This window comes from Caulobacter sp. DWR1-3-2b1, from assembly GCF_049895765.1.
Classification (GTDB): domain Bacteria; phylum Pseudomonadota; class Alphaproteobacteria; order Caulobacterales; family Caulobacteraceae; genus Caulobacter.
The window spans coordinates 47040-64171 of the sequence record NZ_JAFCSZ010000010.1 but is presented as its reverse complement, the minus strand read 5'-3'; the positions used below and the strand labels follow the sequence as shown (position 1 = coordinate 64171).

The following is a 17132-nucleotide window of genomic DNA, read 5'->3' as shown; positions in this document are numbered from 1 at the left end:
CCCGCAATGACCGACGCCGCCGTTCCCGAGACCGTTTCAGCTCTTCCGAAGGAAGAGCTGGCCAAGCTGACCGATCTGCTGATCGAGAAGCTGAAGTCGGTCTATGACCCTGAGATCCCGGTCGACATCTATGAGCTGGGCCTGATCTACAAGGTCGATGTCTCCGACGAAAAGGACATCGCCATCGACATGACCCTGACCGCTCCCGGCTGCCCGGTGGCCGGCGAGATGCCGGGCTGGGTCAAGGATGCGATCATGGAGATTCCTGGCCTGAAGTCCTGCACGGTCGACCTCGTGTTCGAACCGCCGTGGGACGCCTCGCGCATGAGCGACGAGGCCAAGCTGCAACTGAACATGTTCTGATCGGTTCAAACGCCATGGACATCGCCCTCACGCCCCGCGCCCGCCGCCCCCGTCCCAAGGTCGTCACCTTGACCGACGCAGCGGCCGCGCGCGTGAAGGAGATCATGGCGCGCGCCGACAAGCCCTATGCGGGCTTGCGCGTCGGCGTGAAGAACGGCGGCTGCGCCGGTTCGGAGTACATTTTCGAGTATGCCGCCGAGCAAAACCCGCTGGACGAGGTGGTCGAGGACAAGGACGTCACGATCCTGATCGACCCCAAGGCGGTGCTTTTTCTGATCGGCACAACGATCGACTACGAAACCACCAAACTGTCGTCGAAGTTCGTGTTCAACAATCCCAACGAAACCGACGCCTGCGGCTGCGGCGAGAGCGTTACGATCCAGCCCGCTATTGAGACCGAGCACTGACGTGCTGGCCCGCACGCCCAAGGCCGTCTGTCTGGAATGTGGTCTGCCGGGGACCTCGCCGGCCTTCACGGCGCATGCGGGCATTCGCGAGCACGGGCCGGCCTATTGGTCGGATCGGGGGATCCTGTGCTCGGTGGGCTGCGCGTCGGAGCATTTCCGCAAGCGCAAGGCCGACCGAAGCTACATCGCCATTCCGCTGGATTGTCCGGTCGAAGTCGAGGCTTAGGTCGCGGGGAGCTCGACAGCGGTCGCCGCCACGTTGTCGCGTCCGTTCCACTCCACCAGAGCCGAAGTCCTTACGGGTTTACCGGTCGCCTGAGCGATGAGTTCGTTGGTTCGCGTCTCGATCACATCCTCGAGCCGCTCCATGAATGCTTCCTTGGCGAGCCCCGGCATGATCGGCGGCAGGAATTCGATGGTCGCTTGGCCGGGGGTCTTGGCTTTTTCCTGCTGCTTCCAGAAGCAGCCCAGATTGGTCGCCACCGGCACGACCGGCAGGTTGAAGTCCTGGCTCATATAGTAGACGCCGGTGCGGTAGCGGAACCGCTCGCCGGGCGCGGCCAGGCGGCCTTCCGGATAGATCAGGATGCGGCGGCCTTCGGCGGCGACTTGGGCGGCGTTTTCGGACAGGGCCTTGCGGGCTTCGGGACCGCCGCAGCTGTCGACCACGATGGCGCCGAGCTTTTTCAGGATCGCGCCGACCAGCGGAAACTTCTCCAGGTGGTCGCCGGTTACGAAACTGAGGTTCTCGACATTGGCGAACATCACGAAGCCATCGCCCCAGCTATGATGCTTGGCGGCGATGATGAAGGCGCCCTTGGGCAGGTTCTCCTGGCCCTTCAGGTCGATCCTGATACCGGCGAAGGTCCGCAGCGCCCATAGCATTCGCTGGCTGTACAGGCGCAGGGCGAAGGCGACCGGCCGGCGGCCCGGAAGCAGGGCGGAGAGGGCCGCTGACAGGCCGTAAAAGATCGAGAGAACCCAGTAGTAGGCGTTGAACAGCGCGCTGCGCATGTCTTGCGATCCTCTAGCGGGCGAAGAGCACGGCCTGGACGGCCGCGGTCATCAGGGGGGCGTGGGCAGAAAGGGCGTCGTCGCCAAGCCGGCCATAGGCCTTGTTCTGGGCGGTCTGAGCGATCACCCCGATCGCCATGGCGGCGATGACGCGCGGATCGCCCGGCGGCAGTTCAGTGGCCAGCATGGCGCGCTTGATGACGCCCTCAACCAAGGTCACCGGGTCCTGCCCGTCTTCCTGATAGTAGGGCAGGAAGTGGTGCAGGTGCAGCAGATGGAACGAGAACAGAAGCCAGTCCTCGTCTGCTACCGTGCAATAGGCCGATACGAGCGCGGCGGCCTTGGCGTGAACGCACCGACTGGCTTCGGCGTTGGTCGCGATCAGGTCCGACAGCCGGCGGTGCGTGGCCAGGAACAGGCCCAGGGCCAGTGCATCCTTGCTCTTCCAATGGCGGTAGATCGCGCCTTCTGACACCCCGGCCTTGGCGGCTATGGCCTTGGTGGTCGCCGCATCGACGCCTTCGCTGACGAAGACTTCGAGGGCGGCGCGCTCGATGCGAGGTTTGGCGCTCATGAGGCGACGTTACCCCAGGACCATGTTTTTGCAAGTGAACGCTCACATACATTTTCGTGAACATTGACCGGGTCCTTTCCGCCGGCCTAATCCAGCCCATGGTCAAAACCGTTCTGGTCTATTCGATGGGCGAGGTGATCGGCGATGGGTTGATCAAGCTGCCTTTCATCGCCGGCCTGCGCGCGGCCTTTCCGGACACCCGGATTACTTGGTGCGCGGCCAAGGGCGAGACAGTCTATGCGGGGGCGCTGAAGGCGGTGATTGAAGGCTATGTCGACGAGATCCTGACCGTGAGGCCGACCGGCGCCGGCGCCTTCGACATTCTGCCTTGGGTCCAGCCATTCGGGGGGCGGCGCTTCGACCTGGTCATCGACACCCAGGAAAACCTGCGCCGCAGCGCCGTGGCCCGTCGCGCGACGACTGGCGCGTTCGTCTCGGCTGCGGCTCTGGCGCGGGTCAAGGATTGGCCGGAGGCCGTCACCGACAGGCTGGCCAGGTTGCTAGCGCTGGCGTCGAACGGGCAGGGCGCGCCGAAGCCGATCATCCTGGCCAATCCTGACGCCTTCGAAGCGGCCAGGACCCTGCTGCCTGAGGGGCCGACCTATGTTGGGCTGGCGCCAGGCGCGGGCGGGCAGGACAAGCGCTGGCCGCTGGAGCGCTACATCGCCCTGGCTCATCACGTGGAGAAGACCGGGGCGACGCCGGTGTTCTTCTTTGGTCCCGATGAAGTCGAGGACGCCGCCCGAACGCGGCGCGAGGTTCCAGCCGCGCGCTTCCCGGAACATGACCGCCGCGACGCCTATCCGCACGTGAAGGGCCCGCTTCTCGTCATCGCCCTGGCTAGCCGGCTGAGCGCGGCCGTCGCCAACGACGCTGGCCCGGGCCACATGATGGCCGCGGGCGGGGCGCCATTGCTGTCGCTTCAGAAGGACGCCCGGAAGGCCGTCAAATTCCGCCCGGCCGCCGTGCGACTTGAGATGCTGGTCGCTGGCGACTACGGAGATGTCATGGCCGCCTTGCCCAGCGAAGCGGTCGAGGCGGCGCTTGCTCGCCTGATGTCGGAGTAAACTGAATGCCTATTCTGGCGCCCATCTCCGCCGGTGAACTGATCGACAAGATCACCATCCTGCGCGTAAAGGCTCAGCGCATCGGCGATCCGGTTAAGGAAGCCAATGTCCGAAAGGAACTGGCCCTTCTGGAAGCCACCGCGCTCTCGCACATCTCGCCTAGCGCCGACATGGACCGCCTGACCGCCGAGCTGACTGCCGTAAACGCGGCCCTCTGGGACGTCGAGGACGGCAAGCGCGGTTGCGAGCGCCGCCAGGACTTCGGGTCCGACTTCGTGGCCCTGGCCCGCCGCGTCTATATCGAGAACGACCAGCGCGCCGCGATCAAGCGGGCGATCAACGCGGCGGCCGGTTCCGATATCGTCGAGGAGAAGAGCTACAAGCCGTATCTGGCCGGCTAGCGCCCCTTGAACGCCGCGACGCGCTTTTGAAGGAAGGCGCTGACGCCCTCGATGAAGTCCTCGGTCTTGCCAGCCATCTTCTGCGCCTTGCGCTCGGCATGCAGCTGACCGTTCCAGTCGGCGTCGAGGCTCTCCCAGACCAGCTTGCGGATCGCCCCCAGCGAGGCGGGACCCTTGGCCAGTTCCCTGGCCAGGGTCGTCGCGACACCCAGCAGGTCCGCGTCGGGGACGCAGCGGTTGATCAGGCCCCATTCCACGGCCTTGGCGGCCGGGATCTTTTCCCCCAGCAGCATCATTTCCATGGCCCGCGCCTTGCCCACCAGACGCGGCAGCAGATAGGAGGAGCCGCCGTCCGGAGCCAGGCCGATCCGGCGAAAGGCCTGCAGGAAATAGGCGCTTTCGCCCGCCACGATCATGTCGCCCATCAAGGCGAGGGGACAGCCAATGCCCGCCGCTACGCCATTGACGGCGGTGACGATCGGATAGGGAAAGTCCCTGAGCGCTGTCATCATCGGATTGTAGATCGCTTCGAGGGCCGCGCCGGCGTCGGGTTTGCCGTCGACGTCCATGTCGCGCGTCGAGGCCCCCCCGCCCGAGAGATTGGCGCCGGAGCAGAAGCCGCGACCTTCGCCAGTTAGGATCAAGGCGCGGGCCTCCACCTTGCCCAAGGCGATGGACGCCAAGGCGTGGCGAATTTCGTTGGCCACGGCGGGGCTAGCGGCGTTGAGGGTGGTCGGATCGGCTAGGGTGATGGTCGCGACGCCGTCCTCGGCGGTCAGGCGGATTTTTTCATAGTCCATGGCGTCCTCCCAAGGCTTGGCGCTCTTGGTGAGTAGCTAGGCGCCGCTAACCCTGGGGAAGGCCAGAAGGTTTTTCGTACGAAAACGCCGCCGTTTGCGAAAACGGCGGCGCTCGATAGTCTTGAAACCAAAAGCCTAGGCGGCGTTGGCCGAAGCCGGCTTGCCCTCGGCGGAGCTGACCTTGTTGCGGCCACCGCGTTTGGAAGCGTAGAGCGCAGCGTCGGCGCGTTCCATCAGCGAGTGGCTGCTTTCGGCCTTGGCGCGCTCAGCGAAACCAGACGAGATGGTGATCGTGCCCAGGTCTTCATTTGTCGAGCGACGCTTGAGCATGCGCGATGATACCTCGACGCGGATCTCTTCCAGGCAACCGGCGACGATGGCCGAGGATTCTCTGGGGAAGATCATCGCGAACTCTTCGCCGCCGTAGCGGGCGGCGAAGCGGGGCATGGCGGCGACGCGCCCGATGACCGAAGCGACGTAACGAATGACCTGGTCGCCCGTCTGGTGGCCCCAAGTGTCGTTGAAGCCCTTGAAATGGTCGATGTCCAGCACAGCTAGGCAGAGGCTGGTGCCGGCCTCGTCGCCTTCCGAGCAGGCGCGGTCCAGCTCTTCGTCGAAGGCCTTGCGGTTGGCGAGATTGGTCAGGCCGTCGGTCGTCGCGTCGCGGCGAACCTGCTCAAGGTGTTCGCGCAGGCGATCAACCTCGGCGGTCGATTCGGCCAGGCGGGTTTCCAGCGACTGGTTTTCCTTGTGAACGCGGCGGGTGGCCTGAGCCAGGTTGGTGACAACCGACTTGATGGTGGCGACGTCGGCGTCCGCGCCGAGATCTTTTGTGACACCGTCCAGCTGTTTTCCGAAGGCGGCGTTGGTCTTCTGGGCGTTCTGGATGGCCTTGGAAACCGATTCCAGTTCCTTGCTCAGCAGGTCGCCGGCGTCGCGAATCTGTTCGTTCAGCTTGGCCTTGGGCAGGTACGCCGCGGCCAGTTCCTCGCTGACCATTTCGGTCATCGGTTCGCCGAGCGAGATCAGCCGAGTGAGTTCGCGCGCCAGCGCGCCTTCAGGATCGGCGACATAGTGCGTCCAGAGTTCGAAATTCAGCGCAGTGGGCCAAACCTGATGGCGCTCCATCAGTTCCAGAGCGCGCTTGGCGATCTTGTAGGCCTCGGGGCCGCGCAGCGTGGTTTCGACGTCCGACATCTTTTCTTCCCCCGCCGGCGTGTTCTCGTAGCGAGAATGCCGACCGCTTGGAGAAACACTCTAGCCCGGAGAGTTCGAACGAGGCGTTAAGAGCGAACAAGGTTCTCTTGCGCTTCGCTTCTCGGCCGATCATTGTGAACAGTGATAAGATGAGCCCCGCAGCGGGCCGCCGGGGAGGATCGCGACCATGAACGCAACCACGAATCTGACGCTCGACGCCCACAAGTTCGAGATGAATCACGTGCTTGAATGCCAGAAGGCGGCGCATTTGCGCGATGGACCTTGGTCCGCCGGCCAACGCATCGAGCGTCTGAACCGCTGCATCGATCTGCTGGTCGGCCATCAGGCCGAGATCGCAAAAACCATCAGTACCGATTTTGGGTCTCGCTCGCCTGAAGCCACCGCATTGACCGACGTGGCCGGCTCCATCGGGCCGTTGAAGTTCGCGCGCGACAATCTGACCAAGTGGATGAAGCCGCAGAAGCGCAAGACGACGCCGGCCATCCTGGGCCTGTTCGGCGCCAAGGCCAGCGTGCAGTATCAGCCCAAGGGCGTGGTCGGAGTGATCAGTCCCTGGAACTTCCCGGTCAACCTGACTTTCGCGCCCCTGGCCGGCATTCTCGCGGCCGGCAATCGGGCGATGATCAAGCCGTCCGAATTCACACCGGCGACGTCTGATCTGATGAAGGCGATGTTCGCCAAGGCTTTCACCGAAGAAGAGGTCGCGGTGTTCGTCGGCGGCGCCGAGGCTGGACAGGCTTTCTCGGGCCTGGCCTTCGACCACCTGGTCTTCACGGGAGCAACCTCAGTGGCCAGGCACGTGATGCGTGCGGCGGCCGAAAACCTAGTGCCCGTGACGCTGGAACTAGGCGGCAAGAGCCCGGTCATCCTGTCGCGCGGAGCCGACATGGCCACCGCCGCCGCCCGGATCATGAACGGCAAGACCCTGAACGCCGGCCAGATCTGCCTGGCGCCAGACTATGTCTTCGCGCCGGCCGATCAGGTCGACAGCTTCGTGGCCGAGGCCAAGGCCGCCGTCGGCCGCTATTTTCCGACCCTGAAGGACAATCCCGACTACACCGCCGTGGTCGCTCAGCGCCACTTCGACCGGATCACCGGCTATGTCGAGGATGCCCGCGCCAAGGGCGCCACGATCATCGAGATCAATCCGGCCAGCGAAGATTTGTCGCAGCAGCCGCATCGCAAGATCGCCCCGACCCTGATCCTCAATCCCACCGACGACATGGCAGTGATGCGTGAGGAAATCTTCGGCCCGGTGCTGCCGGTGAAGACCTATCAGCGGGTCGAGGAGGCCGTGGATTACATCAACGCCCACGACCGGCCGCTGGCGCTCTACTGGTTTGGAACCGACGAGGCCGAGAAGGACCGGGTGCTGGAGCGCACCACCAGCGGCGGGGTTACGGTCAATGACGTGATCTTTCACGTCGCCCAGGAAGAGCTGCCGTTCGGCGGCATTGGACCGGCCGGCATGGGCGCCTATCATGGATATGACGGCTTCCTGGAGTTCAGCCACAGGAAGGCTGTGTTTCAGCAGCTGAAGAAAGACATCGCGCCGATGCTGGGCCTGCGGCCGCCCTATGGCGAGGGCATCCGCAAGTATCTGGCAGGTCAGATCAAGCGCTGATCAGAACCGAGGCGATGGCGGTTCAGCGTCCCATCGCCCAGGGATCCAGCGGCTGCCGCGCCTCATGGCGAACGAGCCCGTAATACCCCGCGAGCCAGACGATGATCCCGGTGATCAGCGCGCCGAAGAAACCGATCGGCGTGGCGAACCAAATGGTCAGCATCGTCAGGCCGGTTGCCAGGCCGAGCATCGACCAGCGCAGCAGCATGTTGAACGCGTGGAAAGTGCGCTCGTGGGCTAAAAGGTCCCGTGAGATTTCAGGGTCGTTCCCGAATTGCATGCCAAAGACCTTCGAGGGGCTCGGATCGGCCACGGCGTCGCGTGAACGGCGCCCCGGCCAGAGCCGAGAACGCCGCTATCATGCACTTTTTTCAAAGGAATGGCAAAGCTTTGGTGCCGCCGTCCCTATCAGTCGTCGGAAGAGACCTTGGGGAGGCGGGGCGGGGCGCGCATCAGGAAGGCCGGTGTGTCGGAGCCGAAGCCCACGACCCGGCGGTCGTCTTCGTCTTCACGACCACGAACCGGCTGAACGCCGCGCACGGGCGAAGCCGGGCGGGCTTCGCGTTCAAGAGGAGTTGCACGCTCGGGCGCGGCGGCTCGCTCGGGGCGGCTCCGGTCACGACCGCGTTCGCGCGGAGCTTCGGATTCGACTTCGGGAGCGGCTTCGACGCGTTCTGGGCGCGGACCGCCTTCCGAGCGACCACGACCACGGTCGCGACTGCGCTCACGCGCCGGAGGCGCTGCGGTTTCTGCTTCAACTTCGACCTGGACAACGGCCTCGGCCGCTTCCGGCCCGGCGGCGCGTTCGGGACGATCAGCGCGGGGGCTACGTTCGCGAGGCTTGCGCTCGCTACGGCTGCGGGCGGGACGATCTCCGCGGGCTTCCACAGGCGCGACTTCGACCGCACCTTCGACAGGAACGACGGCTCCGACCGGAGCAGCCTCGGCGTCGCGGGTCCGAGCGCCGCGACCACCACGGGCCGAACGTTCGCCGACTTCGCGCTCACCGCCACGATCACGGCTGGGCGCGCCACGGCCGCCGCGCTTCTTGTCGCCGTCGCGATGGACGGTAACGGCCTGCGAGTAGTCGAGGTCAAGCTTCTCTTCGTCGGGCGTCGAGCCGATCAGCTTGACGACCTTGTCGAAGCCCTTGTCGTCGCCCGGCGTCACCAGCATGTAGGTGATGCCCGAACGACCGGCCCGGCCGGTGCGACCAATGCGGTGCACATAGTCATCGGCATGGTGCGGGACGTCATAGTTGAAAACGTGGCTGACGGCCGGGATGTCCAGGCCGCGCGCGGCGACGTCGGAGGCCACCAGGATCTTCAGCGAGCCGTCGCGAAAGGCCGCGAGGGTCTTCATGCGCTGGCTCTGGTCCAGATCGCCGTGGATGGCTGCAGCGTCGAAGCCGTGCGAGCGCAGCGACTTGGCGACCACATCGACCTCGGTCTTGCGGTTGCAGAACACGATGCCGGTTTCGATCTGGGCCTTCTCGATCAAAGCCCGTAAAGCAAGTCGCTTGGCCTTGGGATCGGAGGAGGGGACCTTCACCAGCAGCTGGGTGATGTTGACGTTGGTCGTCGCCGGACGTGTCGCCTCGATCCGCACGGGATCCTTGAGGAACTGCTTGGTCAGGCGGGTGATTTCCGGCGGCATGGTCGCCGAGAAGAACAGGGTCTGCTTCTTGGGCGGCGTCATCTTGAAGATGCGCTCGATGTCCGGGATGAAGCCCATGTCCAGCATTCGGTCGGCTTCGTCGACGACCAGGAACTGCACGCCGGTCATCAGCAGCTTGCCGCGCTCGAAATGGTCGAGCAGGCGGCCGGGGGTGGCGATCAGGACGTCGACGCCGCGATCAAGCTTCTTTTCCTGATCGCCGAACGACACGCCGCCGATCAGCAGCGCCCAGGAGAGCTTGGTGCCCTTGGCATATTTCTCGAAGCTGGAGGCGACCTGGTCGGCCAACTCGCGGGTCGGGGCGATGACCAGCGCGCGCGGCATGCGCGCCTTGGCGCGACCCGTCATCAGCTTGTCGATCAGGGGCAGGGTGAAAGCGGCGGTCTTGCCGGTGCCCGTCTGGGCGATGCCCAGAACGTCCTGGCCGGCGAGGGCCACCGGGATGGCGGCGGCCTGAATGGGGGTGGCCGTGGTGTAGCCGGTGTCTGCGACCGCTTGGAGGGTCGTGGGCGAAAGCCCGAGTTCGGAAAATTCTGTCATATCAATCTGGCTGAATTCAGAGCCGCCCGTGTTTGGGCGAACGGGCGGCGCGGATTCGCCTGACCTGCTCCGAAGCTGGGGATAAATAGGCGGAACCCCCGGAAAGTCAATCTCGACGAAGACTGTTTGGCGGCCGGCGTCACTGGCGCGAAGCCTTCGTAAGCTCTATATCCGCCCGACACATGACCATCGATCACGACTCCCGCCTTCGGCGGCTTCGCTTCCGCGCCTGGCATCGCGGCTTTCGGGAGGCGGACCTCATTCTGGGGCCGTTCGCGGACAACCATGGCCAGAACCTGACGTCGGAACAGTTCGACACCCTCGAAACTTTGCTCGATCAACCCGATCGCGAAATCTACGCCTGGATCGTTGGGCAGGAAGCCACGCCGGCGGAATTCGAGACTGATGTGCTGGCGATGATTCGCGAATTCCGCTTCGAGGCCCATGCCGTTCGCCCGGTCGGCGACGGCGCTTAAGAGAGTTTCATGGCCTACGACGCCAAGCAGATCGCCAAGGCCGCAGGCGGCCTGACCCTGGCCGGCGCGCCCGAGGGCTTCGACGCCCTGGTGATGGCTGACATCGCCCGCGCGCGGGGCGGTCTAACCGCCTTCGTGGCCCGGGACACGGCGCGGGCCAACGCTTTTATCGACGCCCTAAAGTTCTTCGCGCCCGAGATCGATGCGGTGCCGTTCCCTTCGTGGGACTGCCTGCCCTATGACCGGGTCGGACCCTCGGCCGGCGTCGCCGCCCAGCGTATGGCCACCCTGTCTCGACTGGCCAGGGGCCTGGGTACGACCGAGCCGGCCCTCCTGGTTATCGCGGCGCCGGCCCTGCTGCAGCGCGTGCCCGACAAGACCGTCCTGATGCGGGCCAGCTATTCGGCCAAGGTCGGCGGCAGCGTCGATATCAAGGACCTGGAGCGCTACTTCGCGGTCAACGGCTATGTTCGCGCCTCCACCGTGTCGGAGAAGGGCGAATTCGCGATCCGGGGCGGCGTCATCGACGTCTATCCTTCGGCCGCCGAGGAGCCTGTGCGCCTGGATCTGTTCGGCGACACGCTGGAGAGCATCCGCGCCTTCGATCCCGAGACCCAGCGCTCGACCAGGCAGCTGAAGGAAGTCGATCTCCTGCCGGTCAGCGAGGCCCTGCTGGACGCCGAAGGCATTTCGCGCTTCCGCCGGGGCTATGTGGCCACCTTCGGCGCGCCGGGCGACGATGCGCTCTACGCCACGGTCAGCGAGGGCGGTCGCCGCGCAGGTCTGGAGCACTGGTTGCCGCTGTTCTACGAGCGGATGGCCACCCTGTTCGACTATCTGCCCGACGGCTCGCTGGTCGGGATCGATCACCAAGCCTCGGAAGCGCGTGACGAGCGCCTGTCGATGATCGAAGACGCCTATCAGGCCCGGGCCAGCGCCGACCGGAAGTCGGCCTATCGCCCACTGGAGCCCCGCGCGCTCTATCTGACGGCGGAAGAGTGGGAAGAGGCTCTAGGCGATCGCCCGCATCGCCGGTTCACGCCGTTCCAGCCTCAGGGCCTGGACGTGGTGGACATGGGGGCCAAGCTGGGCCGGGTGTTCGCCGCCGAGCGGGCCCAGGACAGCGTCAATCTGTTCGAGGCTACCGCGGCCCATGCCAGCGATCTGGCGAGCAGCGGCAAGCGCGTGCTTTTCGCCTCATGGTCAGAGGGCTCGTCCGAGCGCCTGGGGACCATGCTGGCAGACCATGGCCTGACGAAAATCACCCATGCCGGCTATTGGCAGGCGGCCAAGGCCAATGATCCTAAGACCCCCCAGCGCGTGGTCCTGCCGCTGGACCACGGCTTCGAGACCGAAAATCTCGCGGTTATCTCCGAGACCGACATACTAGGCGACCGCCTGGCCCGGCCGCGCAAGAAGCGCCGCGCCGCCAACTTCCTGGCCGAGGCCAGCGCCCTGACGCAAGGCGACCTCGTTGTCCACATCGACCACGGTATCGGCCGCTATGAGGGCCTGAAAACCCTCGACGTCCAGGGCGCGCCGCACGACTGCCTGGACCTGCTGTACGCCGGTGAGAGCAAGCTCTACCTGCCGGTCGAGAACATCGACCTGCTGACCCGCTATGGAACCGACGGTGAGAACGTCCAGCTGGACAAGCTGGGCGGAGCCGCCTGGCAGAGCCGCAAGTCCAAGGCCAAGGAGCGCCTGCGGGTCATGGCCGAGGGCCTGATCCAGATCGCCGCCGCCCGCCAGTTGAAATCGGTGGAAGAGACCGATCCACCGCATGGCGTGTTCGACGAGTTCTGCGCCCGCTTCCCCTATGAAGAGACCGACGACCAGCTATCGGCCATCGCCGACGTGCTGAGCGACCTGGGTTCGGGCAGACCGATGGACCGCCTGATCTGCGGTGACGTCGGTTTTGGCAAAACCGAAGTCGCCCTGCGCGCCGCCTTCGTGGTGGCGATGAGCGGCAAGCAGGTGGCTCTTGTCTGCCCCACCACCTTGCTGGCCCGCCAGCACTACAAGACCTTCAAGGACCGCTTCCAGGGCTGGCCGGTCGAGATCACTCGACTGTCTCGTCTGGTCACCGGCAAGGAAGCCGCCGAGACCCGGGAGGGCCTGGCGAATGGTCAGCTGGAGATCGTGGTCGGCACCCACGCGGTGCTGTCCAAGCAGGTCTCGTTCAAGGACCTCGGTTTGGTGATCGTCGACGAGGAGCAGCACTTCGGGGTCAAGCACAAGGAGAAGCTGAAAGAGCTTCGCGCCGACGTGCATATGCTGACCCTGACCGCGACGCCGATCCCGCGCACCCTTCAGATGGCGCTCAGCGGCATCCGGGAGATGTCGATCATCGCCACCCCGCCGGTCGATCGCCTGGCGGTGCGCACCTATATCAGCCCGTTCGACCCGGTGACCCTGCGCGAGGCCCTGCTGCGCGAGAAGTATCGAGGCGGCCAAGCCTACTATGTTGTGCCGCGCATCAAGGACCTGGAGGAGATCGAAAAGTTCCTTCGCACCCAGGTGCCCGAGGTCAAGTACGTGGTCGGCCACGGACAAATGGCCCCGACCCAGCTGGAAGACGTGATGACGGCCTTCTATGAGGGCCAATATGACGTGCTTCTGGCGACCACGATCGTCGAGAGCGGGCTCGACATCCCCTCGGCCAACACCCTGATCGTCCACCGCGCCGACATGTTCGGCCTGGCCCAGCTGTATCAGATCCGCGGCCGGGTCGGCCGCTCCAAGGCCCGCGCCTATGCCTATCTGACGACGCCCAACGAGAAGACCATCACCTTGTCGGCCGAGAAGCGGCTGAAGGTGCTGCAATCGCTTGATAGTCTTGGCGCGGGCTTCCAGTTGGCCAGTCACGACCTGGACCAGCGCGGCGGGGGCAACCTGCTGGGCGACGAGCAGAGCGGCCACATCAAGGAAATCGGCGTCGAGCTTTATCAGCAGATGCTGGAAGACGCCGTCGCCGAATTGCGCCAGCGCCAGGGCGCGGAGGCTTTGCTGGAGGACCGAGGCTGGTCGCCGCAGATCAATACTGGCGCGGCCGTGATGATCCCGGACGAATATGTGCCGGACCTCAATGTGCGCTTGTCGCTCTATCGCCGCCTGTCCGAGGCTGAGAAGTCGGCCGACCGCGAAGCCCTGGCCGCCGAACTGATCGACCGCTTCGGCCCGCTGCCGCCCGAGACCGATAGCCTGCTCAAGGTCGTCGCCATCAAGGGCCTGTGCCGCGAGGCCAATGTGGCCAAGATCGATGTGGGACCCAAGGGCGCCGTGGCCAGCTTCCGCAACGATACTTACGCCAATCCGCTGGGCCTGATGCAGTACGTCGCCAAGAACGGTCTGATCTGGAAGATCCGTCCGGATCAGAAGGTGGTGATCAAGGGCGAGTGGGACACCCCGGCTCAGCGGCTCGATGCGGCGGAGAAGATCCTGGGGCACTTGGCGCGGATCGCGAAGGAGTAGAGGCTCCGGAGCCCGCTCCCTATCTATTCTTGTCATCCCGGAAGCCTCGCAGAGGCTACACGGGACCGCAGCAAGTCCATGAGCTTGCTGCGGTCCCGACTCTCCGCTTCGCTTCGGCCGGGATGATAAGGTTTGAAATTGAAAAAGGCCGCCCCGACATCGCCGGGACGGCCTTCGATTTCGGAAAAGTCGCCGCGGCGCTAGTGATACCGCCGGATCAGCCCCACCAGCTTGCCCTGCACCTCGACCTGATCCGGACCGAAGATGCGCGTCTCGTACTTCGGGTTTGCCGCCTCCAGAGCGATCGAGCCGCCCTTCTTGCGCAGGCGCTTGAGTGTGGCTTCTTCGCCCACCAAGGCTACAACGATCTCGCCGGAATTTGCGGTGTCGCCTTTCTTGATGATGACGTAGTCGCCGTCGAGGATTCCGGCCTCAATCATCGAGTCTCCGGAAACCTCGAGTACGTAATGCTCCCCGCTGCCGAGCATCGACTCTGGCACTGGCAGGCGCTCGCGTTCGTGCTGGATGGCGTCGATGGGCGTACCGGCGGCGATCTTGCCCAGCATCGGCAATTCGCGGCTGTCATTGGCCGCCGTCGGCGCCGAGCCGCTGCTCGTCGCAGGTGGAACGCCGCCGCCTTCAACAACCTGTGGCTTGAACGTGCCGCGTCCCTTGGGCGGCGCGGCCGTGGTCGCCTGTTGCGGCAGCTTCACCACTTCCAGCGCCCGGGCCCGGTGGGCCAGACGACGGATGAAGCCGCGCTCTTCCAGCGCCGTGATCAGCCGGTGGATGCCGGACTTCGACGCGAGATCCAGCGCCTCCTTCATCTCGTCGAACGACGGCGATACGCCGCTCTCCTTGATGCGTTCGTGGATGAACATCAGCAGCTCGTGCTGCTTGCGCGTGAGCATCTCGACCTCGATGAAGACGCGGAACAAACCGCAAACCTTGTGAATGTTCTCTAGGTGTTCTTCCTTAATGTCAAGTTGACGCGCTTGCGGCGTCACAGGTCGAGCATTTGCTGGCGTGGATAGTGCCAATCAGGCCCTCGCTCGTCGAATCGGCCTTTGAGGTTGTCGCGAGATTCCCTCTCCGGTGATGGTCGCTGACAGCGACTGCAGCGTACGGAGCCTCCTGGCGGATCGCGCGTCGCTTCATGTCCGTCCCGATCCTCGAGATGACGGGATGGGCTGTTTGGAACCTCAACTGGAGAATTGTGTTTCCGGTTGAGCTTCCGTCGACTTGGCGGCGGTCAACTCAGGAGCATTTCCCATGCGTCTACTCACCCTCGTCGCCGTTGCCGCCATCGCATCAGCCGCGGTCGCCTGCTCGCCGAAGACCGAAAGCGAAACCGCCGCCGCCGCCGATCACGCTGGCGCCGCCACAGCGTCGGCCGCCAACGACGCGGCCAATAACACTGCCATCGCCGCCGACAAGACGGGCGACGCGGTCGCCACCGGCGCCGCCAATACCGCTGCAGCTGCCGACAAGGCCGCCGACGCGACCGCTGAAGGTGCTGCGACGGCGGGACGCAAGGCCGAGGCGGCTGCCGCCGCCGCCGCTAAAACCCACTAATCGCCTGATCTCCAACCGACGCGCGCCCCTGTGGCGCGCGCCGGCCAAGAGGGCGGTCCGGCAGGCGCCTATTAAGCGCGTCGGCTGCAAGCCCGCAAAAGGGCAGGCTAGGCCAGCAGCGCCCTTGTCGCGGCCGTGACGTTGGCCTGGCGCATCAAGCTCTCGCCGACAAGCATGGCTGTCGCGCCGACCGCGTCCATGCGCACCACATCCTCGGGCGTGAATATCCCGCTCTCGGTGACCAGCAAGGCGTCCTTTGGAGCCTGAGCGGCCAGGCGCTCGGTGACCGCCAGATCGACCACGAAGCTCTTCAGGTCGCGGTTGTTAATGCCCACCAGGGTGGAGCCCAGCTCACCGGCGCGGGCCATTTCGGCCTCGTCGTGGACCTCGACCAGCGCGTCCATGCCCAGGCGTTCGGCTTCGCTCATCAATTCAGCGGCCAGGACGTCGTCGATCATGGCCAGGATCACTAGGATGGCGTCGGCGCCCAAGGCGCGGCTCTCGGAGACCTGCCATGGATCGACCAAAAAGTCCTTCCGGATGCAGGGTAGGCTGACGGCGGCGCGGGCGTCGATCAGATAGGGATCGGCGCCCTGGAAGCTGGGACCGTCGGTCAGCACCGACAGGCAGGCCGCGCCGCCGGCCTCATAGGCGCGGGCAAGGGCGGGTGGATCAAAATCAGCGCGGATCAGGCCCTTGGACGGAGAGGCCTTCTTGATCTCGGCGATCAGGGCTAGCTTGCCGGGAGCATGAGCATTCTTCAGGGCGTTCTTAAAGCCACGCGGGGAAGAGGCGTTGCGGGCCGCGTTGTCGAGCGCGGCCTGGGTGCGGCGACGCTTGCGGTCGACAACCTCGTCGCGCTTGTAGGCGGCGATCTTGGCCAGAATGTCGGTCATGCGCCCGCCAGTTCGGTATTGGTGGCCATGACCAGGCCGGCCAGGGTCGCCTTGGCCGCGCCGCTGTCGATTGAGGCTGCGGCGGCCTCAATGCCTTCCATCAGGGTCTCGACCTTGTCGGCGACCAGGAAGGCGGCAGCGGCGTTCAATAGGACGATGTCGCGATAGGCGCCCTTTTCACCATCCAGCAGGCGGGTGAGGGCGGCGGCGTTGAAGTCGGGCTCGCCGCCGGTCAGGTCGGCCAGCGAGGCGCGCGGCAGGCCGACGGCCTCGGGGGTGATGACGAACAGGCGCACCGCCCCATCGCGCCATTCGGCGACTTCTGTCTCGCCGGTGGTGGTCAGCTCGTCCATGCCTGAGCCATGCACCGACCAAGCGCGCTCGGCGCCCAGGGCGCCCAGGGCGCGAGCGATGGGCTCGACGAAGCGCGGGGCCGAGACGCCTACCACCTGCCGCTTGGCTCCAGCCGGATTGGTCAGGGGACCCAGCAGGTTGAAGATGGTGCGGAAGCCCAACTGCTGCCGGATCGGCGCGACATGCTTCATCGCCCCGTGATGGGCTTGGGCGAACAGAAAGCAGATGCCTGCGTCGTCGAGGGCGCGGCGCTGTTGCTCGCGGCTGGCGTCGATATTGACCCCCAGAGCGGTCAGGACGTCGGCAGTGCCAGACTTCGAGGTCACGGCGCGGTTGCCGTGCTTGGCGACTTTCAGCCCGCCGCCCGCCGCCACGAAGCCGACGGCGGTGGAGATATTCAGCGTATGCTGGCCATCGCCGCCGGTGCCGCAGACGTCGATCACGTCATAGGGATGATCCAGCACGACGGCGGCGCGGCGCATGGCGCGGGCGCAGGCGGCGATCTCGCCCACCGTCTCGCCGCGCAGGCGCATGGCGGTGACCGCCGCGCCGATCTGGGCTGGAGTAGGTTCGCCGCGCAGGCAGGCGCTGAAGAAGACTTCCGCGTCGTCTTCGGAAAAGGTCTGGCCGTCGGCCAGCTTGGCCAGGAGCGGCTTGAAGGTGTCGGACATG

General features: G+C 65.3%; 18 protein-coding genes. 9 read left to right on the top strand and 9 right to left on the bottom strand.

Annotated features, from left to right (window positions below):
- The first annotated feature begins 6 nt into the window (after positions 1-6).
- From ACP69S_RS11385 to ACP69S_RS11375, 3 genes are read left to right on the top strand one after another with little or no spacing between them, the layout of a single operon-like run.
- Positions 7-363: an SUF system Fe-S cluster assembly protein gene (locus ACP69S_RS11385; protein ID WP_425997252.1), complete on the top strand. Its 357-nt coding sequence runs from the start codon at positions 7-9 to the stop codon at positions 361-363.
- Positions 364-377: 14 nt separating this feature from the next.
- Positions 378-770, top strand: coding sequence for a HesB/IscA family protein (locus tag ACP69S_RS11380; RefSeq protein ID WP_425997250.1), 393 nt, complete (start codon positions 378-380; stop codon positions 768-770).
- A gap of 1 nt (position 771) precedes the next feature.
- The gene (locus ACP69S_RS11375) at positions 772-996 is read left to right on the top strand and encodes a hypothetical protein (RefSeq protein WP_425997248.1); all 225 of its coding nucleotides are present in this window, start codon (positions 772-774) and stop codon (positions 994-996) included.
- Here ACP69S_RS11375 and ACP69S_RS11370 read toward each other — a convergent pair.
- Both ACP69S_RS11370 and ACP69S_RS11365 read right to left on the bottom strand, forming a co-directional pair.
- Positions 993-1784, bottom strand: a complete 792-nt coding sequence (locus ACP69S_RS11370) for a lysophospholipid acyltransferase family protein (RefSeq protein ID WP_425997246.1) — start codon at positions 1782-1784, stop codon at positions 993-995. The two genes, ACP69S_RS11375 and ACP69S_RS11370, sit on opposite strands and share 4 nt — an antisense overlap.
- Before the next feature lie 13 nt (positions 1785-1797).
- A complete protein-coding gene (locus ACP69S_RS11365; RefSeq protein ID WP_425997245.1) occupies positions 1798-2358 on the bottom strand; it encodes a TetR/AcrR family transcriptional regulator in 561 nt (186 codons plus the stop codon).
- A 98-nt stretch (positions 2359-2456) separates the two neighbouring features.
- On the opposite strand from ACP69S_RS11365, the gene ACP69S_RS11360 reads away from it, so the two are divergent.
- Entirely contained in the window at positions 2457-3425 is a 969-nt protein-coding gene (locus ACP69S_RS11360; RefSeq protein ID WP_425997243.1) for a glycosyltransferase family 9 protein, read from the top strand.
- Positions 3426-3430: 5 nt separating this feature from the next.
- Positions 3431-3826 carry a DUF6165 family protein gene (locus tag ACP69S_RS11355; protein ID WP_425997241.1) on the top strand — a complete coding sequence of 132 codons (396 nt, stop codon included), beginning with the start codon at positions 3431-3433 and terminating at the stop codon, positions 3824-3826.
- Here the strand turns inward: ACP69S_RS11355 and ACP69S_RS11350 are convergent.
- Positions 3823-4626: an enoyl-CoA hydratase/isomerase gene (locus ACP69S_RS11350; RefSeq protein ID WP_425997239.1), complete on the bottom strand. Its 804-nt coding sequence runs from the start codon at positions 4624-4626 to the stop codon at positions 3823-3825. The genes ACP69S_RS11355 and ACP69S_RS11350 overlap by 4 nt on opposite strands.
- A 135-nt stretch (positions 4627-4761) precedes the next feature.
- Positions 4762-5823, bottom strand: a complete 1062-nt coding sequence (locus ACP69S_RS11345; protein ID WP_425997237.1) for a GGDEF domain-containing protein — start codon at positions 5821-5823, stop codon at positions 4762-4764.
- A gap of 187 nt (positions 5824-6010) precedes the next feature.
- On the opposite strand from ACP69S_RS11345, the gene ACP69S_RS11340 reads away from it, so the two are divergent.
- Entirely contained in the window at positions 6011-7468 is a 1458-nt protein-coding gene (locus tag ACP69S_RS11340) for a coniferyl aldehyde dehydrogenase (protein WP_425997235.1), read from the top strand.
- A 22-nt stretch (positions 7469-7490) separates the two neighbouring features.
- Here the strand turns inward: ACP69S_RS11340 and ACP69S_RS11335 are convergent, their stop codons facing one another.
- Together ACP69S_RS11335 and ACP69S_RS11330 are read right to left on the bottom strand one after the other, a co-directional pair.
- The gene (locus tag ACP69S_RS11335) at positions 7491-7781 is read right to left on the bottom strand and encodes a hypothetical protein (RefSeq protein WP_425997233.1); all 291 of its coding nucleotides are present in this window, start codon (positions 7779-7781) and stop codon (positions 7491-7493) included.
- Between the two features lie 95 nt (positions 7782-7876).
- Positions 7877-9685, bottom strand: coding sequence for a DEAD/DEAH box helicase (locus tag ACP69S_RS11330; protein WP_425997231.1), 1809 nt, complete (start codon positions 9683-9685; stop codon positions 7877-7879).
- A gap of 182 nt (positions 9686-9867) precedes the next feature.
- Between ACP69S_RS11330 and ACP69S_RS11325 the strand changes: the two genes are divergently transcribed.
- On the top strand, positions 9868-10161 hold the full coding sequence (locus ACP69S_RS11325) for a succinate dehydrogenase assembly factor 2 (protein WP_425997229.1): 294 nt from the start codon (positions 9868-9870) through the stop codon (positions 10159-10161).
- A 9-nt stretch (positions 10162-10170) separates the two neighbouring features.
- Complete coding sequence (gene mfd, locus ACP69S_RS11320) at positions 10171-13635, top strand: transcription-repair coupling factor (protein WP_425997227.1); 3465 nt, start codon at positions 10171-10173, stop codon at positions 13633-13635.
- Positions 13636-13835: 200 nt separating this feature from the next.
- On the opposite strand, the gene lexA is transcribed toward mfd, so the two are convergent.
- Positions 13836-14546 carry a transcriptional repressor LexA gene (gene lexA / locus ACP69S_RS11315; protein WP_425997396.1) on the bottom strand — a complete coding sequence of 237 codons (711 nt, stop codon included), beginning with the start codon at positions 14544-14546 and terminating at the stop codon, positions 13836-13838.
- 361 nt (positions 14547-14907) lie between these two features.
- Here lexA and ACP69S_RS11310 point away from each other — a divergent pair, with 361 nt between their 5' ends.
- Positions 14908-15210 (top strand): hypothetical protein, encoded by a 303-nt coding sequence (locus ACP69S_RS11310; RefSeq protein ID WP_425997225.1) that lies wholly within the window; start codon positions 14908-14910, stop codon positions 15208-15210.
- Positions 15211-15317: 107 nt separating this feature from the next.
- On the opposite strand, the gene trpC is transcribed toward ACP69S_RS11310, so the two are convergent.
- The gene (gene trpC / locus ACP69S_RS11305) at positions 15318-16106 is read right to left on the bottom strand and encodes an indole-3-glycerol phosphate synthase TrpC (protein ID WP_425997223.1); all 789 of its coding nucleotides are present in this window, start codon (positions 16104-16106) and stop codon (positions 15318-15320) included.
- Positions 16103-17131, bottom strand: a complete 1029-nt coding sequence (gene trpD, locus ACP69S_RS11300) for an anthranilate phosphoribosyltransferase (RefSeq protein WP_425997221.1) — start codon at positions 17129-17131, stop codon at positions 16103-16105. The genes trpC and trpD overlap by 4 nt, the downstream gene beginning before the upstream one ends.
- Position 17132 lies beyond the last annotated feature (1 nt).